Below are 24,276 nucleotides of genomic sequence, written 5' to 3' on the forward strand. Positions count from 1 at the left end.
TCTACGCCGAAGCCGCCTCAAGCGCCGCCGGCTCTACAAATGCCAGCGCCTCGCGCCCCATGACCGCCATGCCGTAAAGGTTCGGATGGCAATCATCGGAGGACCATTTGTCCGCCGCGCGCTTGACGACGATGGTCGCGCCCACCCCGGGCACGTCATCGGTGAACACCAGCGTGTAGCGGTCGGACACGATGCTGACGTTGGCCAGCGTCATCGTCGCAACGCCGCTCGCCCATCCCGTCTTCGGGCCGCCGGCAACGTAGCAGCCCCGGTTGATGCGCTCGACGCCGTCGACAAGGACGGACCAGTGACGCGCGAGGTTGAGCGTGCCGTCCGCATCCGTCGCCGGGCTGCCGTCCGTGTTGTAGAGCGGATAGCTCGCCGCTCCGGTTGACGCCGTGGCCTGACCGGCGCCGATGTAGCGCTGCGCGGTGCGGGGCTGGCTAAACTGCCAGTCGCGCGTACGGCGGTAGAAGTCGACGAAACCGCAGCCTTGGCGGCTCGCGACATCCATCGCCAGCTCGCGATACCCCTCAAGCCGCCGCCGGCGGGCATTCGGGATGCCGCCGGTCGCAAGGGCGACCTCGATGGCCGGATCGATCGCGCGCATGTCGTCGATGATCGTTTCGAGATCCTCGACCCAGTCCGGTGCGCCCCGCACCATGGCGAATGCGCCGACCAGTTCGGACAGCGACCGCACATGCGCCAGTTCGGAGGCCATGAGCGGCTTGTCCCAGGTGATCCGGCCGGCGCCGCTGTCCCACGTCTTGACGAGGCGCGAGACCAGGCAGCGGTTGTCGCCGGCCGCGAAGTTGCCGACTGTGACGACATCGCCCGGAACGATCACCGCCGTGACGCCGCTCATGTCGAGGTCGAGCGACGTCGAGGTGATCGCGGCGATCGGGATCCGGACGTCATCCATGGAGTAGGTCGAGCCGCCATAGGACAAGGTCCGGATGAACGCGGCGCTGTCCGCCCGCACCGTCGCGTCATTGAGGCCGGTGCGCGCGCGCCAGGCGCGATGAACGCCGACCTGCCAATCGTCGTTGGTGCAGCTTTCGAGCAGCAGGATGTCCGGTGCGAAGTCGATGACCTGTTGCAAGCCGTTGAGGCCCGTATCGGTAAGCAAGCGCGCCGCCGTCCATCCGCCGATGCCGGCGTTCTGGATATGGTGCATGCGGTTCGTCGCGAAGTTGATGATCAGCTTCGGCGTCCCGCTGCCACGCGGATCGAGCGCGACGATCTTGAGCCGGATCGTCCGGCTCGCCGCGCTGTCGAAATGCCAGGACTTGACGGACCGGGCATCGCTCTCACGGAAGTTGAGACCGGACGACACGGCGGCCGGGATCGACGGATCGAAGGCGACGTTGCCGTCTCCGAAGGCGCTTTCGTTCGCAGAGGTGAGCGCCCGGGCCGTCTGCCCGACCGTGTTGCGGACATAGGTGATGCTCTCGCCGTAGTCGTAGGTGCCGGCGATCGCCGCACCGTCTGCCGGGGCAACCGCGAACCACAGGAAGTGATGCACCTCCGGATGGCCGCTCACATTGACCAACTTGCGGATGACCATGGCGTCGGTTCCGCCAGGGATGGATGCCCCGGAGCCCTGCGTGTTCATCACGACGGTCTTCGCGTCGCCTGCGACGGTCAGCGTGTGGTTGAACGTGAAGGCGCGGCCGAGGTCGAACTGGCGCGTCGTGCCGTCTCCGGTGAAGGCGAAGGCCTCGCCGGTGCCATAGGGCTCGGCGTTGAAGGTCGAGAACGTGTCGTGCAGGACATTGTCGACATACAGCTCCACGCGGGCCGCACCGACATTGCCGCGCTCCCGCGCGATGCACAGGCTCAGCTCGTCACCATCCAAGGTGAAGCTGACTTCCGAATTGACGCCCTCCAACGCCCGGGCCGCCCCCTTGTAGAACAGCGGGTTGCTGATGGAGGCGTTGGTCCCGGAAAACACCATGTCGGCGGGCAGTTTCGTCGTGGCGAGTACCGTGCGCAGGTAGTCCTCGATCTGCCCGACATAGGAGTTCTGCCCGAGCCAGCCCTGTCCCCATGTGATGGAGGAGCCGGCGACGGAGGCGCGCAAGGCGCGCGCCGCGATCCGCAAGACGCCGACGGCCTTTTCCTGGCGGATCGTGGCTAGGGCGGTGGCGATGTTGGCCCCCTTGTACTGATCGGACCACCGATCGCGCGGAACCCTGTGCCAGGACACCGGCCTGGAAAACAGGAAGGCCTCGAAGCCCCCGACCTGCGCGCGAGACCCGGCCACCATCCCGCCGGTCGGAACGCCGATCCGGAGTTCACCGGCCGTCCCCGCGGGGATGGCCATGGTGCCGGCCAGGAGGCGGAGGTTCGGCCCCAGCTGCTCGACGGTGGAGAGGGCGATGGCGCCCTGCGACACGCCGGCGAGGTAGCGATGAACCTGGACTAGCGACGGCCAGTTGCTGCCGGTCTCCGACCAGGCGTAGACGCAGATGTGCGCGACACGCGGAGCCGGGTCGGCGGCGATGTCGACCAGCTCGAAGAAGGCGACGCCGCCGGTCCCGGCTTCATAAGCCCGCTCGATGAAATGCGCAGCCAGCGGAGCCTCCGCCGCCGCGATGACCGCAGCCGACGTCAGGCGCGGCGACGGGAGAGCGGAGGCGAGGCACGGGTTCGGGACGATGTTCGGCGTGCCGGAAAGCTCGGCGATCAGGGCGGTGTCGGCCGGGGAGCGACTGTAGCACGACGGATCGATGATCCACGACCAGCCCGGCAAGGCGGCCGACGATGACGCATCGATGGGCGTCCCCGCCGCCGGCAGCTTGCCGGCATCGATGGTCAGCACGAACGCCATGTCCTGGCGGTTCGACGGGACGATGCGGATCGTCTGGATGCCGCCGAGCGGGTCGATATGCGGCTGCGGACCGTCGGACCGCACCACGAGGTTGATCGGGGCGTTGCTCGTCGGCATCGCGGCGGCGTCGAATGCCCGGATGATCCAGTCGTCGCCGCCGAAATCGGCCTGCCCGTTGGCGTACCACGACAACTGGTAGACCTCACCCGGAATGGCCCCTTCCACCCGCACGCCGAGGAGCGCATCCAGAAAGCCTTGCGGCGCGGAGGTGGAGGTCAAGCCATTGCGCGTGGCCTGGCGAAGAGGATAGTTCCTGCCGGCATTCATCTTCAGCGGATCGGTCACCGTCGCCGCACGGACCTGCGCGGCAAGAGCGCCGGAGAGCGCGCCGGGAGACCCGTTGTAGAGGAGGCACAGCTTGCGGCCCGCCGCGAAGTCGCCGCGCAGCAGCGACGAGGCGAAGGCCTTGACGGGCGTGTAGGGCGAGGCCGTCGTCAGATCGATGTAGATGCATTCGGTCGCCGGCAGCGTGGTTTCGGCCAGCGCTGCGACACTGACGATCTGGTTGAGGTAGATGCCGGCGGCGCTGGTCCACGACACCACCCACGACGTGCCGGACGGCCGGGCGGTCAGGCCGACCGCAGCCATCACGGTGAGCGCAGCGGCTTCGACGACCTTCATGCCGACGATGTCAGTCGCCATGCCGGCAAGGCTCGCATTGCTTTTCTTGACGAGCGCGCCGGACTGTTTCACCCAGTAGCCGTTGTTGCTGCCGTCATCCAGGATGTTGACGCCGCCGCCCTCGTCGATGCTCGCAAGATCGGCGTTGGCGAGAAGAAGGGTGTCATAGTTCCGGGTGCCGGTGGCGACCGCCGCCGCGAGGGCGGCGAAGTCCGCGAAGTTCGGAAACGCGCCGACGTCCTGATAGGCAGCCGTGCCGAGTGCCGGCCTGTTCGTAAGGTCGACATAGCTCCCCGACGTGGCGACGGCGGCAAGGTCCGTCGCATTCGGCTTCCCCGCCAGCCCGTCCATGATCGGATCGAGACCGGCTTCAACGCGGCGGGCAAGCTCATCGCTGATGAATGCCTGAAGGTTGCCGTTCCGCAACCGGTGCAAGAGGCCCTGGAACAACACGAACAGTTCGGTTTCTTCGAGGCTGTCCACATAAGGAGCCTCTTTCACGTCGGTCGGCAGATGCTGGTTCGTCATGTCAGGATCTCATAGGTCACGGCGACCTCGGTGCATCGGGCCAGTTGCTTCGGGCCAGGCACGACGTCGGAAACAGGATCGCCGGCCACCGTCGCGACGATGTCGGCGTCATCGACCAGGGCGACGCCAGAGGCATCGGCGACGTGGACGGCGGCCGCTATGGCGGTGTCGGAGATGATGCGGCCGATCTGCCGGCGCGAGGCGATGTAGGCGTCGAGGCGCTTACGGGCCTCGGCGACGACGGCTTCCGGCGCCGGGCCGTGGGCGATCTTGAGGACGATCGAGAGCGTGTAATCCAGCGTCGAGCATGTCTCGACGATCACCTTGTCGGTCAGAGGACGGATTTTCTGCCGGCGGGTGATCGCCCGGGTCCGCTCGGCTGTCACGGCATATCTGATTGTGCGGGCGTCCAGCGTATCCGCGATGCTGTCGAGGATAACATCTGCCGGCACGCCGTCGCCCTGCGACGAGGCGATGACGCAGAGTACCTCACCGTCCTCGCACAGGCCGCTGTGCGGATCGTAGATCGCCGCATCGAGCGCATGAGGATGCGCCGAGAGCGCGAAAAACATGTACGCGCCTTCGGGGCCAGCGGTCGAAAACGCCTCGATGACGAGCTGCCGGCGACGGCGCAGGCTTTCATCGTCTTCCATCACCGCTTCTACCGGCGGGTTGGCGGTCGGATCGGCCGGCACGATGACCTGGCGGACCACACCCATCTCGGCGGCCTTGTGCTCCAGATCCTTCTTCCTGGCAAAGGCCAGCGTGGTCGCGAGCGCCGCATCGTTCACGCGGTTCCGCAGCAGCATGTCGAATTTCGTCGCATGCCGTTCGGTGGCCACCAGCGTATCGGTCTTCAGGTCCTCGACGTTCCAGGCAATGCCCTTGTCGTTGAGGCGGGCTTTCAGCTCGGCGATGCGTTCGGCGGCGCGCGCGTCGTAGTCGATGGCTTCGACGGCATCGGGCATCGGCAGGCGGGAGAGATCGAGGTCGACAAACCGCATGGTCATGCACCTCCCCGGCCAAGCGATGTCGGCGGGACGGTCAGCGGGATCGCGATGTCGTAGTTTCCGAGCCGGCCTTCGGGATAGTAGATCCCCGCATGGCGGATGCCGAGCGTGCCGTCCTGCGTGACCTTGACGAGCTGGAGGCTCGTGATCTCGTATTCCGGCTCCCAGCGGGCCGCAGAGGCGACCATCTCATTATATATGTCGAGAGCGAGGCCCGGCTCGATGTCCTCGGCGAGGAGGCCTCGCAGGTTCGACCCGAAGTCGAGGAGCATCACCATCTCCTCGAGCCGCGTCATCCAGATCCGGCCGAGCGACTGGACGAGATGGGGCACGCCGGTGATCGGATTGCCCGTCACCGCGTCGATGCCTGCCCTGTAACGGATCGCTCCAACCATGTTCAAAGCCTCTTCAAGCGTCGCCTTGCCGCGGCATGCCCTTCGGCCGGATGTGCCCGGCGAGCAGCTCAGCGCGTGCCTCGTCTTCGAAGAGCGCAATCTCGGCAGCGCCGTTCAGCCGGCGGCCGGCGACATAGGGCGGTGCCTTGTCCGTGACCTCGTAGACGATGCGTTCGTCTTTGCCGTTTCGGGGCTCGGAGGTCGGAGGGGCATCCCGACCGGGCTTGGGTTGCTTCGCCATCATCGTTCCTTTCAGACAGGTGGACCGGGGGGGCCGGGGGGCGCGGAAACGTGGCCGTGGTCGGACCCCACGTTCTTGTCGTTGTGGGTGAAGGCGCCGCCCTCGGCGCGAAAATTGCCGATGACCTTGATGCCGTCCGGCCCGATTTCCATTCGTCCGCCGCCGCGTTGCATGACGGTGGTATCGGAGGACTGGGACGGCGCGTCATGGTCCTGGTCGTAGGTTGCCGGCATCGCGATCGACGCGGCGCCGACCGTGCCCGAGAAGCTCGTCAGGACCATCTGTTCGTCGATGTCGGGTTCGGAATGGATCTTGAAGCCGCCGGCGCCGGCCTCCTGCCAGCGCGACCAGGGCCCGAGGATCGGCTGGCCGTCGCTGGTCTCGCCGATCTTCAGGCGCAGCAACCGCTTCTCCGGGTCCTTCTCGGCGACCTTGCCCGGCAGATGCATCAGGGCGATGCGGCGTTCGGCCATGGCAAGGGCGTTGCGCGCGCGGCGGGCTTCGAGAGCGGCAAGGCTACGCATCGTCGACCACCTCGCCGGCCAGGAAGGGCGTGATCGCGTCGATCCATGCCGGATCGTCGTAGTTGATCGAGCCGTTCTCCGCGTCGACCGTGCCCTTGTGCTGCGGGAAATAGGTATGACCGACGTCGGGCAGGACTTGCGTCCAAGTGACGGTATAGTAGGCGGTGCCTTGTGAAGCGTCCTTCACGGTGAAGAGCGGCTTCAGCTCCGGTGCTGGCGTTTCCGAAACCGGCATCAGCGCGGCCCGCCCCCAGAAGGAGGCCTCGTTGTCGCTGAGGATGGCGAGCAGCCGCGTGCCGATCGCGATGCCGACCACTTCCTTCTCGACACGCTTCATGCCGACGACACGGGCTTCCGCGACGATATAGGCCACCCATTCGACGGCCAGGCCATAGGAGCCGTCCGCCATCCCGGCGGTGCGGATCCGCGACCATCCGATCCCGATGCCCGGCGCCGGCACGACGGTCTTGGCGACCAGCTCCGACAGGTCGACCTTGCCGGGATGCTTGGCGACGGTGACGCCCGTGAGCAGCGTCTTGACCGTCGTGACGATCGCAGCCTGCAAGCCGGCGACCGGATCGACCGTGAGCATCTGATCGAGGGAAACCGGGATCATTGCGCCACCCCGAAATGATCCGTCACGACGTCGATGATCTCGGTGATGTTCTCGGCGGACAGGCCGACGAAGGGACGCGCCGGGATGGTGACTTCCTTGGCGAAGACCTGGATGCCGCCGACCGTGAAGGCGAGGCGCTCTTTGTTTTTCGGAATAATGGTCATGCCGTCCTGGTGGACATGGGCGTATTCCCAGGCTGCGCCCCATTCGGCTTCGTCGGCCGAGGCGGTCCACGCGCACGAGGCGAGCAGGTGCTGGCCGGTTTTCATGAGGATGGACGTGCCCTCCCGGTTTTCCTTCCAGGGCGTGCCGTCCGGAGCGGTCTTCTCTTCGGCGATGCGGCGGCGCGTCTGGCTGTCGCCGAGCGCGCCGAGCGTCGTCATCAGCTCCGCCGGCTCGAAATTGAAGATGGGCTCCAGCCGACGGAAGACGCCCCGGAAATCGCTGACATCGATCTCGATGGAGATGCCGCTCATCAGATGCGCCCCAAACGTTCGCGCGTGAACACGCGCTCGGGCGCCACGACGATCACTTCGTTCTGGCCGACCTCGCCGCCATCGCCGGCGCCGGCACCTGCGCCGGCGATCGTCGTCAGCGCGCCCTTGCCGGCGGCGATGGCCTCCAGGCGCTTGATCGCCTGGTCGCGGCGTTCGCGGATCTCGTCCGTGAGCCGCGAGAAGGCGAGCGCGATCCGGTAGAAGGCGATGTCCATGCAATAGATGCGAAGGACGGCTAGGCTGTCGGCGTCGAGGCCGGCGAGTTCGGACGGCGCATAGCGCGCGGCGAGGATGGCGCGGATCTCGATCGAGGCGTCCGCAAGCCCGGCCGTGATCCGCACATCGTCGCGCACGCCCGTCTGCTCGTCGGCGGCGATCAGCGTGAGCTGGTCGCGGTGACGGGCCTCAAGCTCGGCGATGGTGGCGTAAACGGTCATGCTCTCCTCGCGTGTTCTATGCCGCTGTTCGTCCGATGGCATCGCTTCCATCGGCGGGGCTTCGGGTTTGCTGACCGGCTAAAGTTGCCGGCTTCCACCACTCGCGGCGCTCCCCGCTCGGATTTCAGTCTTCGGCCGGATGCAAAAGGGTGGGAGGCGGGCTTGGCCCCTACGTTCGCAACGTCCCCTATCCGCCGGCCGGGCGGGTCGATGGGTGCTGACGGCCTCGCGAGCCGGATCAGACCTCCCCTGGGGTATTCCTTATTCTCCCGCGTCTTCCTTCGCAGGCGCCGGCACCTCTTCCATACGGAAGTCAATCTTGAGCATCGGATCGGCGCGCCATGCGGTGACGAGCGTCTCCAACTCGTCTTCGGCAATGTCGCCTTCGTAGAACTTGGTTTCGTGCGGGCCGAAGCCATAGCCGGCGCGGCGGCGCGGGCCGGCCGGAGCGGTGACGACGATGACGCGACGAGCGACGAGCGACATGTCTTCGGGCTTGGCGGAGGTCTTCGGGGCCATGAGGGTCTCCTGTCGGTTCTCAGAGAAACGGCGGTGTCGCCGCTTGTCTGAAAACCGCCGGCGGGCGGGAGGAGGAAGCCCGCCGGCAGTTTGCGGCCGCCGTAGCGGTCGCTCCCGGGATCAGTTGAGCAGCGGCAGTTCCATGACCTGCACGAGGTTGCGGATCGTGTTCGTCGAACCGCCGATCGTCTCGGAGAGCAGGATCTCGCGCGCCTTGAACAGATTGGTGTTGCCAACGAGCAGGTGCGTCGGCTGGATCTTGAGCTTCCGGCCTTCATCGTCCGTCAAGGCTTTCATGGCCTGGTAGGCCGCCTTCAGGTTCGTGGCGTCGAGGGCTTGCGTCGACCCGTAGGCCATCTGCCAGAAGCCGCAGCCGACCGCGCCGCGCACATCCGCACCATAGACGTACTCGTCGTGCATGAAGACGTGGTCGGAGGTCTTGCCGTCCTCCTTGTTGATGAAGTTCTGTTCGCCGACCTTCTGGTAGATCCACGGCTTCAGGGGCTTGGAGAGATCGGCAAGGATCCACAGGTCGGAACCGCCTGACGCATAGTTCGATACCGACGTCACGGCGCCCGGCCGGCCCACCGGATGGTCGGTGTCGAAGAAGTTCTGGCCGTCGAAGCAGGGAACCGATGCACCTGCGGCGATGAGTTCCATTACCGTTTCGTCGGGATGCAGGGCGACCGAATTGCCGAGCATCTCGAAGCGTGGCCTGTAGATGCCGAGCCGGTCATAGAAGATGTCGTCGGCGGAGACCGAGACCGTCAGTTCGAATTTGCGGTTCTTGATGGAGTATGCCTTCTCCGTCAGACCGTGGATGTGACGGGCGCCGATCCATTCGCGCATCTTAGGGATGGACCCAAGCCAGCCATACAGCTCCTCCGGCGCATCGGACGTGATGACGGTTGCCAATGACTGGTAGATGGCGGAGGTCGACGTCAAGCCGAGTTGGAAGGCGGTCTTGAAGCCGCGCCTTGCTGCGTCGAGCTTTTCCGCCGTGAGAACGCGGGACATATGCGATCCTTTCCTGAAAGGGGTTAGTAGCCGACGCGGACGAACACGCCGGCGCCATCGACGGCGATGACCTTGCCGGCGACCGAGCGGGTGTTGGTCCCGTTGGTCTTCGCAACCGTCTGGTCATCGACGATGTAGCAGTCCTTGCCGATATCGCCGGCCACCACCGCGTCGGCGCCGAGGTTGAAGAAGCGCGCTGTCCCGCGCTTGCAGGGCACGGTCGCCGCGCCATCGGCGCCGGCGTTCTTCACCGTCTGGCGCGCGAGGCCGATCACCGTCAGGCCGGTCGCGGTCTTACCCGGTACGGCAAGGCCGCTCTCCATGACGACAAGGGCGCCCTGGAGAATGGTTGTGGCGCCCTTCATGGGCGGATCGGAGTAGTCCGGCACGATCTCGACGATGGTGCGCGCTTCGCTCATTGCAGTCATGATCGCTCCTTGCGTCGGTCAGGCGGCCGTCAGGCCATTGGCTTTACGGTAGTCCTCTTCGGAGAGGCCGAGCGCGCGCATGACCGTGCGGTCCTCGGCCGAGAGGGTGGCGACGTCACCGGGCGCGCGCCTTTCGTCGAGGCCGGAAGGGGCAAGGCCCGCGCCAAGGGTCTCGATGAGCGCCGTGACCTGGGCGAGGCCCTCGGGCGTGGCGCAGAGTGCCTCGTAGCGTTCGCGCTGAGCGGGGCTAATCTTCTTTTTCTCCAGGGCGCCGCCGAGCAGCGCCTCGACCCTGGCCTTATGATCGGCGGTATTCCTCGCCTCCAGTTCGGCGGTCAGCGTCTTGACCTGGTCGAGCGCCTGGTTGTGGACGGCCGGATCGATACGGGCCTTGAGGTTGGAGATGGCGGACAGGCACGACGTCTCGGCGGCGTCCTCGGACAGGCCGAGGGCGGCGGCAATGGCTTTCAACATGGGTTTCTCCGGGGTTGCAGAAAGATCGGCCGAGGCGACGGCCGGCATGGAGGCGGCGGGAGCGGCGACGAGCGCGGCCGAATGCAGCCACGTCACCTTGCCGGCGTCGTCCGCCTTCCATGTGGGGGAAATGTAGCGGTGCGTGCGGGCGGCGAGGACGCGCAGACCCTCGTCGAGCCATTCCGCCTTGCCGTAGAGGCCATCCGCGCGTCCCTCCAGCTTCGATATCCATCCGACCGCCGGTGCGCTCTCGCCGAACAGGGCCTTCTTCACGGTGGCATGGTCGATGTCGATGGGCAGGTCGATACCTTCCCTGTCGAAGCGGGATGCGAGCAGCTCGGGATCGACGTCGAAGACACGGCCGTCGCGCGCCGTGAACTTGCCGCGCGGCGCCAGCTTGATCCATTCCGGCCCGCGTTTGGCCGACGCCGCATCGGGGTCGGCCGCGAATGCATCGAGTACGGTCATACCAGTCATCGTGCTGGGAAGACCGGCCGGCTCGCCGGCAAGGCAGGAGATGCCGTCGTGGGTTGCGCTCTTCGAAATCATGCGGCAATCCTTGCCAGAGCCGCATGAGGCGTTGGGGCTGACAACTGTCAGCCACGGCGGTCGAAGATCATGGGAGCCGCTTCGGCCTCGTTTCTACGCCGACCGCACCGCTCGACGCAATCCTATCATCAAATTTGAAGCCGTTTTGAAGCCCGTGGGCGCGCATCTGGCCTCTGCGGGATACATCGTCGCAGACGGGGTGCTTGCGCGCCTGTGTGGGGCGTCTATTTTGATCGGGCTTGAGAGGTATGGGAGACGCGTATGAGGGCGGTTCTGGCGGCGATTATCGCATGTGGATGTGTGAGCCTGGTCGAGGCTGGGGAAACACCATGGAAGCCGGCGGCCGACTACCTCGCGCTCCCCTCTGACTGCACGGGAGAGAAAGACGCGCCCCTGTGCGAAGGCCTGAAGCAGGAATGGAAGCGGGATTATGACGCTGCCACGGCCGGCGACTATCAGGGACAGCGGAACGTCGCCTATTGCCTGAGCACCGGCTGCAAGAGCCCCTTCGGCAATACGGTTCGAACGAACCCCATTCTCGGCTGTGCCTGGCGCGTCGTGATCGTCAACAGTGGCCATCTGGACGCCGACGCCGACGACGCCAACGAAATGAGTATCTATTGCGGTCCACAATTCCTCGACGACATCGGCCGCACGATGGCCGATGCCCAGGCGCGCACCCTCTTTAAGAACCTCGGCATTCAGGTTCGTTTGCCCTGACGGCGGCCATAGACTATGATGTGAGGAGCGCGGCGGCGAAGTCCGTTGGCCTCGATTGCCCGTTGGAGGGAGCCCGGACAGGCCGGGATGCGGTCCCTCCCTGCCGCGCCTCATTCTTCCCCCGGCCATGTCATGCCCGCACGCTCGACGGCGTTGCGCAATTCCTTCTCCGACTTCTGGTGCAGGCTCGTCGCCCGCAGGTAGCCGGTTTCGGACAAGGTCACGAAAGCCCGCCACCACGCCTTGCCGATGCGCCGGATGATGGCGCGCACGTTGCTCTTGCCGCGCGGATCGGGAAGAGGAAGGCCTTCGGCCAGCAGCTCCGGGAAGACGGCGAAGTCGTCGACGGCGAGCTTGTGCCGGTCGATGCGCTCGGCGATCGTCTCCGACGTGACGGATATCACCGCGCTCTTGGCGCCCAGCTCCTGCGCCAGTTCCTTCGAAACCCCGGCCGGCAACCAGACCTTCTGCGGCAGGCGCGGCGCAAGCCGAAGATAAGCATCGTCCCAAAGCTCCTTCAGCACGCGGGTGGCGTCCGTCTCGGGCGCCGCGTCAAGCTGGGTTTCGAGATTGCGGATCAGCGTCGTCGAGCGGGCAAGGCCGGGATTTGTGTGCCAGCCGGCATCGATGCCGGGCGGCACCATCGTCACCTCGCCGGTGCGCCGGTTGCGGTGCTGGCGATCGGGGCCGAGATCCGGCGGGCTGTCCGTATAGCGGATCTTGATGTCCTCGCCTTCGGCATTCTTGCCGATGACGCGCTCGGTCCCGAGCAGCGCCTGTGCCTCGCGCGCCGAGATCATGCGCACCTGGCACTTGCAGAGCCAGCCGTTCGGCGGCCAGTGGGTCCGCCAGAACGGATGGTCGATCGGCAGGATGAGGCCGACCCATTGGAGGTGCTCCACGCGCGGATCGCCCGACGTGGTGCGCATGTAGAGCACATACGGCAGGGCGCGCTTCGATCGCTGCGCGCGCTCCCACTGACCTGCCGACCGTGCCGAATTCATGTTCGACCAGAAGATCGTCTTCAGGCGACGGTCGGAGGAGAAGTTCACCATCCGGTCGGGATCGATGCCGGACGGGTCGGACACCATGCGCGGCTGCCACCAGCCGAGCTTGGTCAACTCCGCCTGGATCAGCGGTTTCCAGTTGTCGAAGCCCTTGCCCTCGTCGAAGGCCTGGCCGATCGTCCGGTGAAAGGCGTTGGTGACCTCCAGCTCCGTCGTCTTGGCAACGGTCATCGTGTAGGCATGCTCTTCCGCCCACACGTCGAGATAGGAGAAGGCCGGCCTGACGGTCTTGTTCTTGAAATAGCCCGTGACCTCGGGCGGATAGGCAAATCGATTGGCCCGCTCCGCCATCGGTCAGTCCGCGATATCGCCGATGCCGCGTGCGATGGCGGCCAGGCGCGCCAGGCGCTCGCCCATCTTCGAGGCGTCCGGCCCGGCCGCTTTAAGCATGCTCAAAGCCTCTTCGAAGGACGCGGCGTTGGCGACGATATCGGCGATCGGATTGACGATCGGCGAAACGACCTCCTCCCAATCGTCCATGGCGGCGGTGAAGAGCTGCTCGACCTGGTCGAGCGCATCCGGCTCGCCGGCCTCGGCCGCCAGCAGCGCGGTGCAGGCGCCGCACCGGCAGGCGCGCTTGTGATCCGAAACGATCGCGGACAGCGCTGCCGTCTTCATCCTGCCCTCGTCTTCGGGCCGGGGTTCGTCATCGTTCGCCGGCGGCTGCTTCGCGGGCTTGCCGGCATCGGCTGGTGGCGGTGGCTCGGCGGCGGGCTCGGCCTTCTTCAGGATTTCTTCGTCGGCCTTGGGGTCGGAGAGGCCCAGCTTTTCGCGGATCTCGTTTTGGCTGACGCGCAGGCCGAGCGGCACCAGAACGCCGAGGCTGTCCGAAAGGGCCTTCACGTCTTCCGGGTCAGGCACCGGCAACTCGACGAACGGATAGTGCTCCTGCGGTCCGAAATTGAGATCGACGAACGGCTTGATCAGATCGCGGTTGATCGTGATGGCAAGCTGGCGGCAATCGGCGCGCAGGATATCGAGCCGCACCTCGTTGTGGATCTTCGCCTGGCCGAGCGAGGAGCCGTCGTCGCTGGTCATGGTCTGGCCGACGACGAGCTTCGAGATCTGCTTGTCGATATATTCCAGGAGCCCGCCGAAGACGGCGGCGCCGTTCGCCCCGTTCACCTCGTGGAACTCGATGTCCATCCCGGCCGGGATAATCGCGGCGGCGTCGTTGGCAATCGACGCAACCGCTTTCAGCAGCGTGCGCTTGTCGGCCGAGCTGGCACTGGCATTGTATTTGCCGACGCGCAGCGGCATGCCGTAGACTTCGGAAAACGCCGCCCAGTCCTGCAACGTGAACTGCTGGATGAGGTAGGCCCAGGCGGCCGGACGGGCCATGCCGCGGCGCAGGGGCAGTCCGAGCTTTGTGCGCGGCATATGGCGCAGGAACTTTGCCTCCGGCAGCTCCTCGCCCTCGATGGAGCCGTCGACGGCAAGGCGAAGCTGGCGCAAGCCCAGCCGTTCCATCTGGAAGAAGCGCGCATCGCGATCCAGGTATTCGACGGGCCGCAGGTACTTCCGCTCGTATTCCCACATCATTTCGACGCAGGCGTACCCGTTGTTGATGCCATCGGGCAGCGTGCCCTTCGCCTCTTTGAAACCGTCGTCGTCGATCAGCTCGCCCACGGCATCGGTGATTTTCGTCGGCACCTTGTCGGAGGAAAGCGTGACGTCGACGCTCTCGATGGCGAGCCGGCGCGTCTGGAGCTGCGAGGCATAGTGCAGATAACGCTCCTCCATCTCCTCGGCGAGCGTGAGATAGGCGCGGGCATTGCCCTCGGCGGCATCGCGCAGGATGGTGCCGAGGCGCTCTGGCGTGAGGCCGGAGGCGACACGGTCTTCGTGCGTGCGCCGGACGCCGGCGACGGTCGGCGTGGCGATCTCCTCCGCCAGGACGGACACGACGATCGGCCGCCCATCCGGCCCGAGGATGGATGATGTGCGCGAGCTTACCAATGCCGCCTCCCGTATTCATTCTCGTCGTCATCGTCGAGCGGCGGGCCGTTGTTGTGGCCGAGGGACGATGCAGGTTGATAATCGTAGATGACCGCGCCATCGCTGGCGGCATGAATGCCGAGGAACGCTGCCCAGGTGCGGTCGGCGTGATCGTCGTCGCGCTCGGCGACAAAGCGTGGCGCACCTGTCGCGGAGGCGACACGGCGCAGCTTGTGCAGATCGGACCGCAGGGCGAGATTGCCCTCCGGGATCCGCACCTTGCGATCCTCGAAAGCGTCCTTGCCGGAATTGGCCATCACGAGCTTGTTCGGGCCGGTGAACAACACGCCCTCGATGACGCTGCCGTAGCGGCGCTGGGCGTCCTCAACAACCTTCTCGCCCATGCCCGTCTGGTCGATACAGGCGCGGCCGACGCGGTACTTGCGCATGACCTCGTCGAAGGCCATGTCCATTTCGAGGAAGGTCGCGCGCTTCTGCTCGATGATCTCCCGACACCAAAGGACATCGCCGACCTTTTCCCAAACCCAGATGACATGCAGGTCGTTGCGCCGGCCGATGTCGCGGCCGACGAAGCAGACATTGCCCTGGTACAATGACGGATCGCCGGCAAGCTCGTCCTCGACCGAATTGATGAGATCGTAGGACAGCCAGGCGCTTGCCTCGTCGAGCCACTGCAACTCGAACTCCTGCGCCCAGAGTTCGTCGTCGGCAAGACCGGCGCGCAGCTCCTCGATATTGCGCGGCAGGCCATCGGCGACGGCCTGGTAGATATCGACGCTATGACGCGACCAAGTCTGGTCGCTCGCCGTCATCAGCTCGTAGAACTTGTTGCCCTTGCCCTTCGGGGTGGACGTGACGCGGATCTTCCAGCCTTTCGAGATGACCGGGAAGAGCGCCCCCCAGATTTCGCGGCTATCCTTGTGGATGGCGAACTCGTCGAGAAACACGTTGCGGGAAAAGCCGCGCGCCGTATCGGGGTTGGCCGGCAAGGCAAGGATGCTGTTGCCATGGGGCAGGATGACCTCCATGGCCTTGTGGGTTCCGCTCTCGCCCTGCCAGTCGTATTCGTGCTCCTCGAAGACCAGGCCGTAGGCTTTGGCATGCGGCTTGATGGCTTCGTTCATGGCCTCGCGCGCCTGGCGCTCGCCACGGGACAGGATCACCCAGGGCGAGCGCCGGCCCTGGGCGGCGGCGACATAGCCATCATCGACAATCTCCAGACCGGTCGTGAATGTCTTCCCCGTCTGGCGGGAAAACATGCCGATCTTGAAGCGCGGGCGATCAAGGAACCATTTTCGCTGGTAGCGATAGAGCGGGACGGCGGGCTTCATTCATCGAAAATCCCGTAGACTTCTTCGCGGATCTTCTTGATGACGGCGAGGCCGTCCGGCTTCTCGCCCTCTACACCGGCGACACCGGCAGCAGCATCGACGGCCTTGAGCAGCTTGGTCTTCGCCTCCTCCTCGGCCTTGCGGCGGTGCTCGGCCGAATGCCGCTGGGCGACGATGGTATCCTTGTAGGCGCGCGCCAGTTCCATCGCGCTTTTGCTGTCGGCCTCCTCCCTGTCCAGGAGATCGTCGATAAGCGTTTTCAGGAATTCGCCGAGCACGACATCGTTTCGACCGATTTCCTCCGGTGTCAGCTTTTCGGCGATGCCGGCGTAGATATAGCGCCGCTCCTCAAGCTGCATGACACGTTTGGCGAGCCGGGCCGATCGGCGGTAGAAGGCGGACTTCGAGATCGGCGCGATGCCTTTCACGTCGAGCCGGTCGTTCAGCTCGAAGAGGATGTCGGCCGTCGATCGACGGCGCTCGTTGAGCTGGCCGACCGCCCAGATCACATCGTCCTGTGCCTCCTCGGGCAGCAGCTCCAGACTGTCGAGCCGCCCACGGCCACGGCGATCCTCCGCCATGTCACGCCCTCGCGGACGGGGACTGGACACCCGCAATGAAGGCGAGCCCCTGAAGGAAGAGGTCGCCGCGTTCCGTCAGCTGTGCGATCGCGACCGTGCCGGCCGGGATCACATCGACGGCGCCCATATCGCGCAAGAAAAAGTACTGGCTTTCGACCCATTCGCGCGGCTTGTCGATGAGGAAGCTACGCAGTAGGTAGCGCCGCATCGCTTCGGAGGTGAGCGATCGGTTCGACTGGCGCTTCAGCTCCTTCAGGATGATGAGCCGAGCTTCTTCCTGGATTATGTTCTCGATGCTCATTTCTTGGCCTGCTCCAGCAGATATTCCTGCAAACGGTGATTGGTGGCAGCGATTGGGCGCAGCCGCTCGTCCATCGTGTCGAGCCGGCCGGCAATGCGTTCCATGCTGATCTGGAGACTGTGGGCGGTCTCCCGGTCGGGCAGGTGCTTCATCTCGCTCTCGACCGTCTGGACGCGACGATCATGCTCGATCAGCTTCAGCTCCACCTTGGTGACCCGCTCCTCCAGCTTTCGCTCGCCGGACGAGATAATGGCCTTGAGCTGGGTGCCGAGGGCGATGATGGACAGGGCGGCGCCGATCCACGGCATGAGTATCGACAAGTCCATCAACGGTCTTCTCCGGCAGCATCGACGGCCGCGACCGCAGCCGCCCGCCTGGTTTCACATGTCAAAAGCGCCGCGCGATCGGCGCCCCATTTCACGGTGACCTCGCCCGAGGTCATGTCCCGGTCGGGCAGCGCTATGGGGTGCGGACAGGCAAGGCGTGCGCTTTCGGGCAGCGTTACCTGCGCCCGCACGATGCGCACGACGGGCTTGGGCTCAGTGTGGGAGCAGGCGGACGCGATCACGGCCGAGGCCGCAAGCATCGCCATGTGGCAGGGCCGCATTCGCAGTCTCCAGGCTGGCAAGTTGGTTTTCGACGGCCCGGATACGGGCGTTGGCGTCGGTTTCGATGGCAAGCGCCGCTTTCGCCTGGTCGGCGATGCGGCGGTTGGCCTCGGCGTTTCCGCGCTCGATCTCGGCGGTCCAGTGGGCGTCCCGCTTCTCGATCGCGGCCTTCTCGGCGCGCTCGATCATCGTGTCGAGCCTATCCAGAACAAGCCAGGCGGCGAGCAGGAGGCCGACGAGCAGCGCGAGACCGATCAGGGCCTGCGCTGCCCGCCCTTGTAGTGCGGCAATCACTGGACCTCTCCCGTCGGTTCGTCGCGCGCGCGATACGGTGGCTCGACGCTGGCCGGGGCTCGATCCTGCATCGCCCGAAAGTCCATCGACCCCGTGTAGCGATGGATGCCGAGCATGGCCGCAATGAGCAGGATCATCGACGGGATCGTGATGCCGGCAAGATCCACCGCTTCGCGAGATCCGCGAAGCCCGCCGACGATCAGCAGGAGGATGACCAGCCAGCCGAGGCCGAAGGAAAACCAGATCTGCCGCTTGGTGGTGTTGTAGGCCGGGCCGTCCTTCATGCCTCGTCCTTCGTCACCGGCACGCCCTTTGCCGACAGGTGCACGCGCCCGCCGATCGGGTTGCCGCCGGTCTTCGGATAGCGGATCGCGACCAGGCGCGACCGCTCGATGCGCGTGATGGAGACGCTGTTGCTCTGGTTGCCGCCGAGCACATAGTAGTGCGTGGCGTCCTCGCCGACGTAGAGGCCGACATGCCCGCCACCCGGCCGCTTGAAGACGAGGATCGCGCCGACCGAGGGCGCGGGAAGCGAAATGCCGAAGGTCCGCCAGTTGAGCGCGCCGAGCGGATTTGAGGGCAGCGCCTCCTGGGGCAGCGTCACCGCGACCCAGGCGGCGAGCGCAAGGCCGCACCACGGGATATCGTCGTCGCTGTAGAAGCTCGCCACCCATCCGCCGAGGCGTTTCGCCCAGGACATGATGGTGGAGTTCGATCCCTTCCCGACGATCTCCCGCAGGCCGAGGTAGCGGCGGGCCTCGCGCATCCAGATGGGTTCGGTCGGCGGCTCGGGCGCAATCAGCAACGTTGCGTTCGGCGCGGCCGACGAACGGCGCAGGGCGGCGACCGTGGCTTCGTTCGCCGTGCCGGTGATTTTCAGGCCCTCGGCCGCCTGGAAACGCTTGAGGCCCTCGATCATCATGCGGCCGGGCGCATCGTCCGCCTTGCCGGCATAGGCGCCATGGGCGAGCAGGCGCGTGATGACCCATTTGTCAAAGCTGATGGTGCTCAAAGGAAACGCCCCCGGATCAGATGAAAACAACCGGAAATCGTTCCGGCGATCTGGTCGGACTATGGTGAGCGTTGGGGGAGTTGCAGGGCTGACAAATGTCAGCCAAGGCCGTCAGAACAATTCGCCCTGATCTTTATCCTTGGCTTTCATCCTCCAAATCGTGCGCTCGTGCAAGCCCGCTTCCCTGGCAGCGGCTCGGCCGCTGGCGCCCTGGGCAAGCGCCTCGGCGGCACGACGACGCGCAAGGCTCCTGGCCGATGCCGGGCCCAGCGGCAAGACCTCATGCCGGATGGCAGCGGGCCGGCCGTCCGCGTCGACGATCGCGAGGCCCCGGCATATGCGGTCGGCCACATCGAGGCCGACCAGCCGGGTGAGCCAATGGTTCGGCTCGGCACGCGGCGGGATCGAAACGCGTGTGCCGCCGTGACTGCGGGCGATCGTCAAGGCAACGTCGCTGCCCGCGATGTCGGCGATGTCACCGAGAAGGCCCGGAAGGCTGCTTCGGCTCACGGGCGCCTCCCCAGGCTGAGAGCCGTCTCGATCTCGATCTGACGGGCGGTCAGCACCTTCAGGCGCTCCTCGCGCTTGATCCGCGTGTGGGCATCGACGCCGCCGCGCTGAAGACGCTTCAAAAGGTCTTCACGCTCCTCTCGAATGGCGTTCAAGGTTTCGACCTCGAAAAGGGGAAGGTGCGCGGCCGTGCCCATCACGTCCGGTCCTCCGGTCTGACCGGCCATCGGGCCTTCAAGACCGTGACGACGACGGTCCCGGTTTCCCGTTCGGCCAGCACGAACTTCACGCGCTCGACGATGACGGTCGTCGCCCGAAGCGCCGCGCCGGTGGCGCACCGGCTGGCGATGTGCCGGCGCACGGCCTCCACGTCGAGGCCATGCGCACGCTCCAGGTAGCGCAGGATGGCATGGTCGCTGACGTGGAGGGGCGTGGTCATGGCGTGCCGGCCTTCCTGGCGGCGCGCACGCGTGGGCCGAAGGCGTTCATCACCGTCTGCCACTGTGATGGTTTGACGTCGCCCAGCCAGACCAGCCGGATGCCGAGGATCTCGGATACAGCCTGGTCGAACCCCTTGCGCACCATGAGGCACGCATCGGGATGGAGGATGCGCCATTGCGCCCAGGCGATTTTGGCTCCGTCATGGGCGAGCCATTCGTAGCCGTTGCTGGTCCCAAACATCACGTCGGCTTCCCGCCTCAACCAGCCTTTCAGCCCCTCGACCGCCGCGCGCCCGTCATCGGCGTGATGGAGGAAACGCGTATCGTCGAGACCGGTCTGGCGCTTGACATACGCGAGCATGGCCTGGTCGTCGCGATCGTCGACCAGGCCGAGGTTGTAGGCGGCGATCCAGAGCGCCTGGAGCTTCTTCGCGTATTTGCCGGTCAGTTGGCGCCGAGCCGTCGAACGGCCTCGCGCTGGCTGAAACCCGATCCTCCGGAATTCCCCAAGAACCTTCTGGCGCTCGGCCTCGGTCATGTCTTTGGCGGAAGATTTTCCGGTGATCGCAACAAGCTTGGCGCGATAGACGTCTTCGTCGAGGTCAAGCTGCTTGCGGGCGACGTGCATGGCGGCGATTGACGAGGTCATCGGGAGTGTCCTTTGAGATATCCGGCGAGCACGAGCGTGCCGACGACCGTCTCGCCCAAGCCGCGGCCGAAGGCGATCTGTTCCGCCTCGGCCTCTGACCGAGCGACGATCCTGCCGCCGTACTGACGCCTGTTGAGGCGGACATACGTCACGAAAACCATCTGGCGCGCGGCGAGGCGATTGACGACGTCGAGCGGCGCACCGTCGAGATCATCGAAGAGGATGCCGTCTGCGATCGGGCGCGTCGGGTGGATATGGACGGGAGCGAGACGATCACTCATGACCGGCTCCACTTGTTCCTGTGGGGACGCGGATAAGTCGGGCAACCTCAGTGCAGGCGGCTTGCTCTCCCTCGTACCGACCGATGACCAGCGAACTGGGTTGGTGCGCAATAAGTGGGCGATTGTCGCGATGTTCTTCAGCAATTCGGGCGCATCGTTCGCGCTCGGCAAGGATGGCCTTCGCGATAGCCTCAATGGCAACCTCGTACCGAAGGCCAAATCCATACTTAAAAGCCTTCTCAGCCACCTTCATGACGTCGGCGGGGATCGCGTCACTCATCGGTCTGACCTTTCGATGTGCTGGCGGCTTTCTTGCGCTCGGCAGCGAGAACGCGGACAGCACGGCGACGGCTGTCCTTGGCCAGCCAAATGGCCTCATCCATCTCGGCGATGATGCGCTCGGCGGCCTCGACCTTAGTCAAGAAGTCGCCGGGTTCTCGATCCGGGGCACGGCCGACACGACGGTGAAGGAGGTCGCCGTATTCGACGACATAACGACGATCAGGCATGTTCGCTGTCGCTGTCCTTTCCCGATGATGCGGTGGCGGAACCGGGGACGAGCTGCGGATGCCTCTCGTGAAGTGCCGCAATGCGATTGGCGATCGAAGGATCGATGTTGACCTCGATGACTGACCGCAGGCGCCAGATGAGGTTCAGCGCCTCTGCAAGGTCTGCCTCCGCCCTTGAAACCTCCTGCCTGAGCGCATCGCGCCAGCCGTCGTTGTGGCCGATGATGTAGGAGCGGTCCGAGCGGAAGCGCTCCAGTTCGTCACACACGTCACTGACCGCTTCAGTGAAATCTGGGAAACGTGCGATATCGTCATCACGCAAAGCTTCCCGGATGAGACTGGTTATCTTGCTCGGATCGTTCACGACAGCCTCCTTTCGATGTCGGCCGCGAGGCGGTCTATGTTGATCTTCGCCACCAATACAGGTGCACGGGGAAGGTCGAAGGGATCGGTTTCAAAGAACAAAGCGAAGGTGACACCCTCCTGATCCACGACCTTTGCGCCCTCGGCATGGAACATCTCAGCAATGGCTTCGCGGATCGCCCGTTGATCACGGAAGTGCCTCATGCTCCACCTGCCTGGCGCAGGGCATCGGCGCGCGCTTCTCTGTTCAGCCGCGCGGCCGCGCCATAGGACGCCGAGGGGCAGACGTTCATCGGAATGATCTCGCCGTTACCGTCGACCTCGAATTCGGCCGTGCAGCGGTAAACGCAAATGGCAATCGGCGAGCGGGCGCCGCCGATTGTTTCCGTGCGGTCAGCACCACAGACCGGGCACTGCGATTGCATGAGCAGCTTTGCTGCGCGGACAATGCCGAGGGCGCGGGTCATGGCGGCGCCCTCATGCCCGGGCGAAATCAAGGGAGATGGTTTCCCATTTCGCCTTGACGTCGGCGCGGCGGCCGAACCGGATGTACTCCTTCGAGCCGATCGGCCGCATGGCATCGCGGATCGCATCCATTGCACGCTTCCAGCGTGGGTCGGCCATTTCGTATCGCAACAGGCGGTAGATTTCCGACCGGTTGAGCGTGCCCTCCTGATCAACATTGAAAGCCCGCGTGACGAGCGCCTGAAGCTCGGCGCGACTGTCAGCGGACCAGTCGTTGATGCATTCGTCGACAAGGCTCTTGGCGATGTGCAATTCAGGACCGAAGTCGATCAGGGTCGCGACCTGCACCTGGACGCGATAGAGGCCATCATAGCTGTAGTACGTCGCATTGCCCTTCTCGCCGCGCTTCACCACGCCGTACTCCTGCTCCAGGAGCGCGTCGTAGGAACCGAGGTCGAACTTGGTGTGGCCGAGCAGGCGGGAGAGCGAGGCGCTGGCATCGAGGGCGAAGGCGATGCATTTGCGGACGATCTCGTCTTCGAGAACATTGGCTGGCTTGACCAGGGCGATTGGCACCCATTTCCCGGTGGCATCCATCATGCCGGGCCGGCCGTTAAGCTCGACAATCGCCGGCTCCATCTTTACCTGCGCGGTGGCGCGATACATGGCTTCCGGCACGAAACGGCCGCGAACGTCTTCGATGTAAATGGCGCCGTCGATTTCGATCTGGCGCGGTGTGGCCGGCTTATCTGCGATAATGACTACATCCATAGTGATGATCCTTCAGTTGTTGGGAAAGTGGGGGAGCCGGAAGGCGGTCACGTTGTCGCCGCTGGCGACATCCGTGATGTCCGCCGCCGCCTTCCGGTTTCGCAGATCGTCGCGCCCGGCCGACAGGCGATGTTCGAGGATGCGGTTTTCTTCCTCGACTTCCTGGGCGAGCGCGACGGCCGTGTTGAGCTGTTCGGTGATGAGCTGGACCTCGCCGAGGCGAACGGTCCGGCCGTGCTGGAGGACCCCCGCGAGGGTCCTCCGAAGCTCGGTGAGATAATCGGAAAGAAGGAAGGCGGTGTTCACGACTTCCTCCCCTTGTCGAAATCGACCTTGACGACTTTGCCGACAGGATCCCGGATCAACTGATCGAGCGCCGTTGTGGCCGCGCCCTCAAGCGATGCACGGGCGAGCATTCCGGCTTCCCCGAGCCGATGGACGGCCAGTTCCTGCTCCATGGCAGCGGCGAGCCGAAGCGCCAGGGCGAGTTCGACGACGACGTCCCGCGCCTTGTCGGCCGGCATCGTCTTTCCCTCGGCGGTGTAGGGCAGAATGCGGGCCGAGGCGTTTAGGATCGTGGCGCTCAAAGTGGCGTCATAGACGATGGGTTTCATGCCATGTCCTCGACATCACGGTTCTTCCACGCCTCGGTGATGTGGATGAGCGCCACGGTCTCGCCGCGACCGTTCGCATACATGGTGGCGAGCTTCATGGTCTTGTCGATCTGCCGGAAGGCGCCGCCTTTCTTGCCGATGCCGATCAGGAACTTGGCGCAGTCGGGGTCCTCGATGCCCCATGATCTCACATAGGCGACGAGGTCTTCGGCATAGGGCTCCGGCCGCTGAAGGCGCTTGCCGATGCGGCTCTTGAGCTGATCGTAGGAGCGGTTTTTCTTCTTCTCCTTCGAAAAGCGGGTGTACACCTCGGCGTTGCCGACGATCGCGACCCCGCATTTGTAGACGTCGACGAAGTGGCGCAGCTGGTTGATCGCCTCGTCGTTGAGGTGCTGGCCCTCATCGACGATGAGCAGCGTGCCGTCGCCGGCCCGGCGGATCTTGTTGCCGATGGCGCGGGCGAGACGAGCGGGATTGTGCTCGCGCACGTCCAGCTCCTCGGCCAGTTCCGTCAGCATGCCGTGCACGGTCTTGGTGTTTTCCGAGACCGTCGCACGATAGACATGGCGACGGGACCGCTCGAAATGCATGCAGGTCTCGGTCTTGCCCATGCCGGCGCCGAGCGTGATCATGACGAGGTCGGGGCAGAGCTGCGCCCACATCAGCGTGTCGAGGATCTCGACCGTACCTCGCATCTTCATGAAGGGCGGCGACTGCGGGATGGTCGCGGCGATGGAGGCGTTCTCCTCGATCGCGGACAGCCACTGCAGGACGATCTTGTTGGTGCTGTCGAGGCGCCCGGAATACTTGCCGGAGAACCACTGGCTGAAGGTGCCGTCCGCCATGCCGATCCGCCGCGCGACCTCGGCCTTCGTCCAGCCGCTCGCCTTGGCCGTGTCGATCACGCCGTCGACCAGCTGCCACCACAGCTGGATATCCTCCTGCGACCTGTTGTCGAGGAGCACGGGCGGATTGACCGGACGCTCCCAGGTCGATCCCGCCGTCATCTGGCTTGTGCCAACATGCTTGTTCATCTAAAAGGTTCCTTGTGT

37 protein-coding genes are annotated in these 24,276 nt (G+C 65.2%); 1 reads left to right on the top strand and 36 read right to left on the bottom strand.

Annotated elements, in window-relative coordinates; genetic code table 11:
• Position 1: 1 nt before the first annotated feature.
• The 12 genes from MUU56_RS16550 to MUU56_RS16605 form a co-directional block, all read right to left on the bottom strand.
• Complete coding sequence (locus MUU56_RS16550; protein WP_244768379.1) at positions 2-4,042, bottom strand: SGNH/GDSL hydrolase family protein; 4,041 nt, start codon at positions 4,040-4,042, stop codon at positions 2-4.
• Complete coding sequence (locus tag MUU56_RS16555; RefSeq protein WP_244768380.1) at positions 4,039-5,046, bottom strand: baseplate assembly protein; 1,008 nt, start codon at positions 5,044-5,046, stop codon at positions 4,039-4,041. The genes MUU56_RS16550 and MUU56_RS16555 overlap by 4 nt, the downstream gene beginning before the upstream one ends.
• 2 nt (positions 5,047-5,048) lie before the next feature.
• Complete coding sequence (locus MUU56_RS16560) at positions 5,049-5,447, bottom strand: GPW/gp25 family protein (RefSeq protein WP_244768381.1); 399 nt, start codon at positions 5,445-5,447, stop codon at positions 5,049-5,051.
• A 13-nt stretch (positions 5,448-5,460) separates the two neighbouring features.
• The gene (locus tag MUU56_RS16565) at positions 5,461-5,688 is read right to left on the bottom strand and encodes a hypothetical protein (protein ID WP_244768382.1); all 228 of its coding nucleotides are present in this window, start codon (positions 5,686-5,688) and stop codon (positions 5,461-5,463) included.
• Between the two features lie 11 nt (positions 5,689-5,699).
• On the bottom strand, positions 5,700-6,212 hold the full coding sequence (locus tag MUU56_RS16570) for a phage baseplate assembly protein V (RefSeq protein WP_244768383.1): 513 nt from the start codon (positions 6,210-6,212) through the stop codon (positions 5,700-5,702).
• The gene (locus tag MUU56_RS16575; RefSeq protein ID WP_244768384.1) at positions 6,205-6,828 is read right to left on the bottom strand and encodes a hypothetical protein; all 624 of its coding nucleotides are present in this window, start codon (positions 6,826-6,828) and stop codon (positions 6,205-6,207) included. The genes MUU56_RS16570 and MUU56_RS16575 overlap by 8 nt, the downstream gene beginning before the upstream one ends.
• Positions 6,825-7,304 (bottom strand): phage virion morphogenesis protein, encoded by a 480-nt coding sequence (locus tag MUU56_RS16580; protein ID WP_244768385.1) that lies wholly within the window; start codon positions 7,302-7,304, stop codon positions 6,825-6,827. The genes MUU56_RS16575 and MUU56_RS16580 overlap by 4 nt, the downstream gene beginning before the upstream one ends.
• A complete protein-coding gene (locus MUU56_RS16585; RefSeq protein ID WP_244768386.1) occupies positions 7,304-7,762 on the bottom strand; it encodes a gp436 family protein in 459 nt (152 codons plus the stop codon). Before MUU56_RS16585 ends, MUU56_RS16580 begins: the two co-directional genes overlap by 1 nt.
• 261 nt (positions 7,763-8,023) lie before the next feature.
• Entirely contained in the window at positions 8,024-8,281 is a 258-nt protein-coding gene (locus MUU56_RS16590) for a hypothetical protein (protein WP_244768387.1), read from the bottom strand.
• Positions 8,282-8,401: 120 nt separating this feature from the next.
• Positions 8,402-9,298, bottom strand: coding sequence for a Mu-like prophage major head subunit gpT family protein (locus tag MUU56_RS16595; protein ID WP_244768388.1), 897 nt, complete (start codon positions 9,296-9,298; stop codon positions 8,402-8,404).
• Positions 9,299-9,321: 23 nt separating this feature from the next.
• Positions 9,322-9,726: a hypothetical protein gene (locus MUU56_RS16600; RefSeq protein WP_244768389.1), complete on the bottom strand. Its 405-nt coding sequence runs from the start codon at positions 9,724-9,726 to the stop codon at positions 9,322-9,324.
• Between the two features lie 18 nt (positions 9,727-9,744).
• Positions 9,745-10,749, bottom strand: a complete 1,005-nt coding sequence (locus MUU56_RS16605) for a phage protease (RefSeq protein WP_244768390.1) — start codon at positions 10,747-10,749, stop codon at positions 9,745-9,747.
• Between the two features lie 261 nt (positions 10,750-11,010).
• Between MUU56_RS16605 and MUU56_RS16610 the strand changes: the two genes are divergently transcribed.
• The gene (locus tag MUU56_RS16610; protein WP_244768391.1) at positions 11,011-11,469 is read left to right on the top strand and encodes a hypothetical protein; all 459 of its coding nucleotides are present in this window, start codon (positions 11,011-11,013) and stop codon (positions 11,467-11,469) included.
• A 110-nt stretch (positions 11,470-11,579) separates the two neighbouring features.
• Here the strand turns inward: MUU56_RS16610 and MUU56_RS16615 are convergent, their stop codons facing one another.
• The 24 genes from MUU56_RS16615 to MUU56_RS16730 form a co-directional block, all read right to left on the bottom strand.
• A complete protein-coding gene (locus tag MUU56_RS16615; RefSeq protein WP_244768392.1) occupies positions 11,580-12,827 on the bottom strand; it encodes a phage head morphogenesis protein in 1,248 nt (415 codons plus the stop codon).
• Positions 12,828-12,830: 3 nt separating this feature from the next.
• Positions 12,831-14,495 (bottom strand): DUF935 domain-containing protein, encoded by a 1,665-nt coding sequence (locus MUU56_RS16620; protein WP_244768393.1) that lies wholly within the window; start codon positions 14,493-14,495, stop codon positions 12,831-12,833.
• Positions 14,489-15,826, bottom strand: a complete 1,338-nt coding sequence (locus MUU56_RS16625; RefSeq protein ID WP_244768394.1) for a terminase large subunit domain-containing protein — start codon at positions 15,824-15,826, stop codon at positions 14,489-14,491. The genes MUU56_RS16620 and MUU56_RS16625 overlap by 7 nt, the downstream gene beginning before the upstream one ends.
• Positions 15,823-16,407 carry a phage protein Gp27 family protein gene (locus tag MUU56_RS16630; protein ID WP_244768395.1) on the bottom strand — a complete coding sequence of 195 codons (585 nt, stop codon included), beginning with the start codon at positions 16,405-16,407 and terminating at the stop codon, positions 15,823-15,825. The genes MUU56_RS16625 and MUU56_RS16630 overlap by 4 nt, the downstream gene beginning before the upstream one ends.
• 1 nt (position 16,408) lies before the next feature.
• Positions 16,409-16,708 carry a hypothetical protein gene (locus tag MUU56_RS16635; RefSeq protein WP_244768396.1) on the bottom strand — a complete coding sequence of 100 codons (300 nt, stop codon included), beginning with the start codon at positions 16,706-16,708 and terminating at the stop codon, positions 16,409-16,411.
• Entirely contained in the window at positions 16,705-17,034 is a 330-nt protein-coding gene (locus MUU56_RS16640; RefSeq protein WP_244768397.1) for a DUF2730 family protein, read from the bottom strand. The genes MUU56_RS16635 and MUU56_RS16640 overlap by 4 nt, the downstream gene beginning before the upstream one ends.
• Complete coding sequence (locus MUU56_RS16645; RefSeq protein WP_244768398.1) at positions 17,034-17,315, bottom strand: hypothetical protein; 282 nt, start codon at positions 17,313-17,315, stop codon at positions 17,034-17,036. Before MUU56_RS16645 ends, MUU56_RS16640 begins: the two co-directional genes overlap by 1 nt.
• On the bottom strand, positions 17,248-17,610 hold the full coding sequence (locus tag MUU56_RS16650; protein WP_244768399.1) for a hypothetical protein: 363 nt from the start codon (positions 17,608-17,610) through the stop codon (positions 17,248-17,250). The genes MUU56_RS16645 and MUU56_RS16650 overlap by 68 nt, the downstream gene beginning before the upstream one ends.
• Positions 17,607-17,894: an NAD(P)+ transhydrogenase beta chain gene (locus MUU56_RS16655; RefSeq protein ID WP_244768400.1), complete on the bottom strand. Its 288-nt coding sequence runs from the start codon at positions 17,892-17,894 to the stop codon at positions 17,607-17,609. Before MUU56_RS16655 ends, MUU56_RS16650 begins: the two co-directional genes overlap by 4 nt.
• A complete protein-coding gene (locus MUU56_RS16660) occupies positions 17,891-18,622 on the bottom strand; it encodes a TIGR02594 family protein (RefSeq protein ID WP_244768401.1) in 732 nt (243 codons plus the stop codon). The genes MUU56_RS16655 and MUU56_RS16660 overlap by 4 nt, the downstream gene beginning before the upstream one ends.
• 111 nt (positions 18,623-18,733) lie before the next feature.
• Positions 18,734-19,132 (bottom strand): hypothetical protein, encoded by a 399-nt coding sequence (locus MUU56_RS16665; RefSeq protein ID WP_244768402.1) that lies wholly within the window; start codon positions 19,130-19,132, stop codon positions 18,734-18,736.
• Entirely contained in the window at positions 19,129-19,332 is a 204-nt protein-coding gene (locus MUU56_RS16670) for a hypothetical protein (protein WP_244768403.1), read from the bottom strand. Before MUU56_RS16670 ends, MUU56_RS16665 begins: the two co-directional genes overlap by 4 nt.
• Complete coding sequence (locus MUU56_RS16675) at positions 19,329-19,571, bottom strand: hypothetical protein (protein ID WP_244768404.1); 243 nt, start codon at positions 19,569-19,571, stop codon at positions 19,329-19,331. Before MUU56_RS16675 ends, MUU56_RS16670 begins: the two co-directional genes overlap by 4 nt.
• Entirely contained in the window at positions 19,568-20,221 is a 654-nt protein-coding gene (locus tag MUU56_RS16680) for a regulatory protein GemA (protein ID WP_244768405.1), read from the bottom strand. Before MUU56_RS16680 ends, MUU56_RS16675 begins: the two co-directional genes overlap by 4 nt.
• Positions 20,218-20,502 carry a hypothetical protein gene (locus MUU56_RS16685; protein ID WP_244768406.1) on the bottom strand — a complete coding sequence of 95 codons (285 nt, stop codon included), beginning with the start codon at positions 20,500-20,502 and terminating at the stop codon, positions 20,218-20,220. The genes MUU56_RS16680 and MUU56_RS16685 overlap by 4 nt, the downstream gene beginning before the upstream one ends.
• Complete coding sequence (locus MUU56_RS16690; protein WP_244768407.1) at positions 20,495-20,782, bottom strand: hypothetical protein; 288 nt, start codon at positions 20,780-20,782, stop codon at positions 20,495-20,497. Before MUU56_RS16690 ends, MUU56_RS16685 begins: the two co-directional genes overlap by 8 nt.
• Positions 20,775-21,011, bottom strand: a complete 237-nt coding sequence (locus tag MUU56_RS16695; RefSeq protein ID WP_244768408.1) for a hypothetical protein — start codon at positions 21,009-21,011, stop codon at positions 20,775-20,777. Before MUU56_RS16695 ends, MUU56_RS16690 begins: the two co-directional genes overlap by 8 nt.
• Positions 21,004-21,375 (bottom strand): hypothetical protein, encoded by a 372-nt coding sequence (locus tag MUU56_RS16700; RefSeq protein ID WP_244768409.1) that lies wholly within the window; start codon positions 21,373-21,375, stop codon positions 21,004-21,006. The genes MUU56_RS16695 and MUU56_RS16700 overlap by 8 nt, the downstream gene beginning before the upstream one ends.
• Entirely contained in the window at positions 21,372-21,578 is a 207-nt protein-coding gene (locus tag MUU56_RS16705) for a hypothetical protein (RefSeq protein ID WP_244768410.1), read from the bottom strand. The genes MUU56_RS16700 and MUU56_RS16705 overlap by 4 nt, the downstream gene beginning before the upstream one ends.
• Positions 21,575-21,841 carry a hypothetical protein gene (locus tag MUU56_RS16710; protein WP_244768411.1) on the bottom strand — a complete coding sequence of 89 codons (267 nt, stop codon included), beginning with the start codon at positions 21,839-21,841 and terminating at the stop codon, positions 21,575-21,577. Before MUU56_RS16710 ends, MUU56_RS16705 begins: the two co-directional genes overlap by 4 nt.
• A gap of 10 nt (positions 21,842-21,851) precedes the next feature.
• Positions 21,852-22,610, bottom strand: a complete 759-nt coding sequence (locus MUU56_RS16715) for a DUF3164 family protein (RefSeq protein WP_317633320.1) — start codon at positions 22,608-22,610, stop codon at positions 21,852-21,854.
• A 12-nt stretch (positions 22,611-22,622) separates the two neighbouring features.
• A complete protein-coding gene (locus MUU56_RS16720) occupies positions 22,623-22,916 on the bottom strand; it encodes a hypothetical protein (RefSeq protein ID WP_244768412.1) in 294 nt (97 codons plus the stop codon).
• Positions 22,913-23,224, bottom strand: a complete 312-nt coding sequence (locus MUU56_RS16725; protein WP_244768413.1) for a hypothetical protein — start codon at positions 23,222-23,224, stop codon at positions 22,913-22,915. Before MUU56_RS16725 ends, MUU56_RS16720 begins: the two co-directional genes overlap by 4 nt.
• Positions 23,221-24,258 (bottom strand): AAA family ATPase, encoded by a 1,038-nt coding sequence (locus MUU56_RS16730; RefSeq protein ID WP_244768414.1) that lies wholly within the window; start codon positions 24,256-24,258, stop codon positions 23,221-23,223. The genes MUU56_RS16725 and MUU56_RS16730 overlap by 4 nt, the downstream gene beginning before the upstream one ends.
• Positions 24,259-24,276 lie beyond the last annotated feature (18 nt).

It is taken from the genome of Shinella yambaruensis (genome assembly GCF_022899355.1).
GTDB lineage: Bacteria > Pseudomonadota > Alphaproteobacteria > Rhizobiales > Rhizobiaceae > Shinella > Shinella yambaruensis.

What these genes read in the sequence shown, in the direction of transcription:
- MUU56_RS16550 (WP_244768379.1), bottom strand. Translation starts at nt 4,042, where the DNA reads ATGACGAACCAGCATCTGCCGACCGACGTGAAAGAGGCTCCTTATGTG.
- MUU56_RS16555 (WP_244768380.1), bottom strand. Translation starts at nt 5,046, where the DNA reads ATGCGGTTTGTCGACCTCGATCTCTCCCGCCTGCCGATGCCCGATGCC.
- MUU56_RS16560 (WP_244768381.1), bottom strand. Translation starts at nt 5,447, where the DNA reads ATGGTTGGAGCGATCCGTTACAGGGCAGGCATCGACGCGGTGACGGGC.
- MUU56_RS16565 (WP_244768382.1), bottom strand. Translation starts at nt 5,688, where the DNA reads ATGGCGAAGCAACCCAAGCCCGGTCGGGATGCCCCTCCGACCTCCGAG.
- MUU56_RS16570 (WP_244768383.1), bottom strand. Translation starts at nt 6,212, where the DNA reads ATGCGTAGCCTTGCCGCTCTCGAAGCCCGCCGCGCGCGCAACGCCCTT.
- MUU56_RS16575 (WP_244768384.1), bottom strand. Translation starts at nt 6,828, where the DNA reads ATGATCCCGGTTTCCCTCGATCAGATGCTCACGGTCGATCCGGTCGCC.
- MUU56_RS16580 (WP_244768385.1), bottom strand. Translation starts at nt 7,304, where the DNA reads ATGAGCGGCATCTCCATCGAGATCGATGTCAGCGATTTCCGGGGCGTC.
- MUU56_RS16585 (WP_244768386.1), bottom strand. Translation starts at nt 7,762, where the DNA reads ATGACCGTTTACGCCACCATCGCCGAGCTTGAGGCCCGTCACCGCGAC.
- MUU56_RS16590 (WP_244768387.1), bottom strand. Translation starts at nt 8,281, where the DNA reads ATGGCCCCGAAGACCTCCGCCAAGCCCGAAGACATGTCGCTCGTCGCT.
- MUU56_RS16595 (WP_244768388.1), bottom strand. Translation starts at nt 9,298, where the DNA reads ATGTCCCGCGTTCTCACGGCGGAAAAGCTCGACGCAGCAAGGCGCGGC.
- MUU56_RS16600 (WP_244768389.1), bottom strand. Translation starts at nt 9,726, where the DNA reads ATGACTGCAATGAGCGAAGCGCGCACCATCGTCGAGATCGTGCCGGAC.
- MUU56_RS16605 (WP_244768390.1), bottom strand. Translation starts at nt 10,749, where the DNA reads ATGATTTCGAAGAGCGCAACCCACGACGGCATCTCCTGCCTTGCCGGC.
- MUU56_RS16610 (WP_244768391.1), top strand. Translation starts at nt 11,011, where the DNA reads ATGAGGGCGGTTCTGGCGGCGATTATCGCATGTGGATGTGTGAGCCTG.
- MUU56_RS16615 (WP_244768392.1), bottom strand. Translation starts at nt 12,827, where the DNA reads ATGGCGGAGCGGGCCAATCGATTTGCCTATCCGCCCGAGGTCACGGGC.
- MUU56_RS16625 (WP_244768394.1), bottom strand. Translation starts at nt 15,826, where the DNA reads ATGAAGCCCGCCGTCCCGCTCTATCGCTACCAGCGAAAATGGTTCCTT.
- MUU56_RS16630 (WP_244768395.1), bottom strand. Translation starts at nt 16,407, where the DNA reads ATGGCGGAGGATCGCCGTGGCCGTGGGCGGCTCGACAGTCTGGAGCTG.
- MUU56_RS16635 (WP_244768396.1), bottom strand. Translation starts at nt 16,708, where the DNA reads ATGAGCATCGAGAACATAATCCAGGAAGAAGCTCGGCTCATCATCCTG.
- MUU56_RS16640 (WP_244768397.1), bottom strand. Translation starts at nt 17,034, where the DNA reads ATGGACTTGTCGATACTCATGCCGTGGATCGGCGCCGCCCTGTCCATC.
- MUU56_RS16645 (WP_244768398.1), bottom strand. Translation starts at nt 17,315, where the DNA reads ATGCGGCCCTGCCACATGGCGATGCTTGCGGCCTCGGCCGTGATCGCG.
- MUU56_RS16655 (WP_244768400.1), bottom strand. Translation starts at nt 17,894, where the DNA reads ATGAAGGACGGCCCGGCCTACAACACCACCAAGCGGCAGATCTGGTTT.
- MUU56_RS16675 (WP_244768404.1), bottom strand. Translation starts at nt 19,571, where the DNA reads ATGACCACGCCCCTCCACGTCAGCGACCATGCCATCCTGCGCTACCTG.
- MUU56_RS16680 (WP_244768405.1), bottom strand. Translation starts at nt 20,221, where the DNA reads ATGACCTCGTCAATCGCCGCCATGCACGTCGCCCGCAAGCAGCTTGAC.
- MUU56_RS16685 (WP_244768406.1), bottom strand. Translation starts at nt 20,502, where the DNA reads ATGAGTGATCGTCTCGCTCCCGTCCATATCCACCCGACGCGCCCGATC.
- MUU56_RS16690 (WP_244768407.1), bottom strand. Translation starts at nt 20,782, where the DNA reads ATGAGTGACGCGATCCCCGCCGACGTCATGAAGGTGGCTGAGAAGGCT.
- MUU56_RS16695 (WP_244768408.1), bottom strand. Translation starts at nt 21,011, where the DNA reads ATGCCTGATCGTCGTTATGTCGTCGAATACGGCGACCTCCTTCACCGT.
- MUU56_RS16705 (WP_244768410.1), bottom strand. Translation starts at nt 21,578, where the DNA reads ATGAGGCACTTCCGTGATCAACGGGCGATCCGCGAAGCCATTGCTGAG.
- MUU56_RS16710 (WP_244768411.1), bottom strand. Translation starts at nt 21,841, where the DNA reads ATGACCCGCGCCCTCGGCATTGTCCGCGCAGCAAAGCTGCTCATGCAA.
- MUU56_RS16715 (WP_317633320.1), bottom strand. Translation starts at nt 22,610, where the DNA reads ATGGATGTAGTCATTATCGCAGATAAGCCGGCCACACCGCGCCAGATC.
- MUU56_RS16725 (WP_244768413.1), bottom strand. Translation starts at nt 23,224, where the DNA reads ATGAAACCCATCGTCTATGACGCCACTTTGAGCGCCACGATCCTAAAC.
- MUU56_RS16730 (WP_244768414.1), bottom strand. Translation starts at nt 24,258, where the DNA reads ATGAACAAGCATGTTGGCACAAGCCAGATGACGGCGGGATCGACCTGG.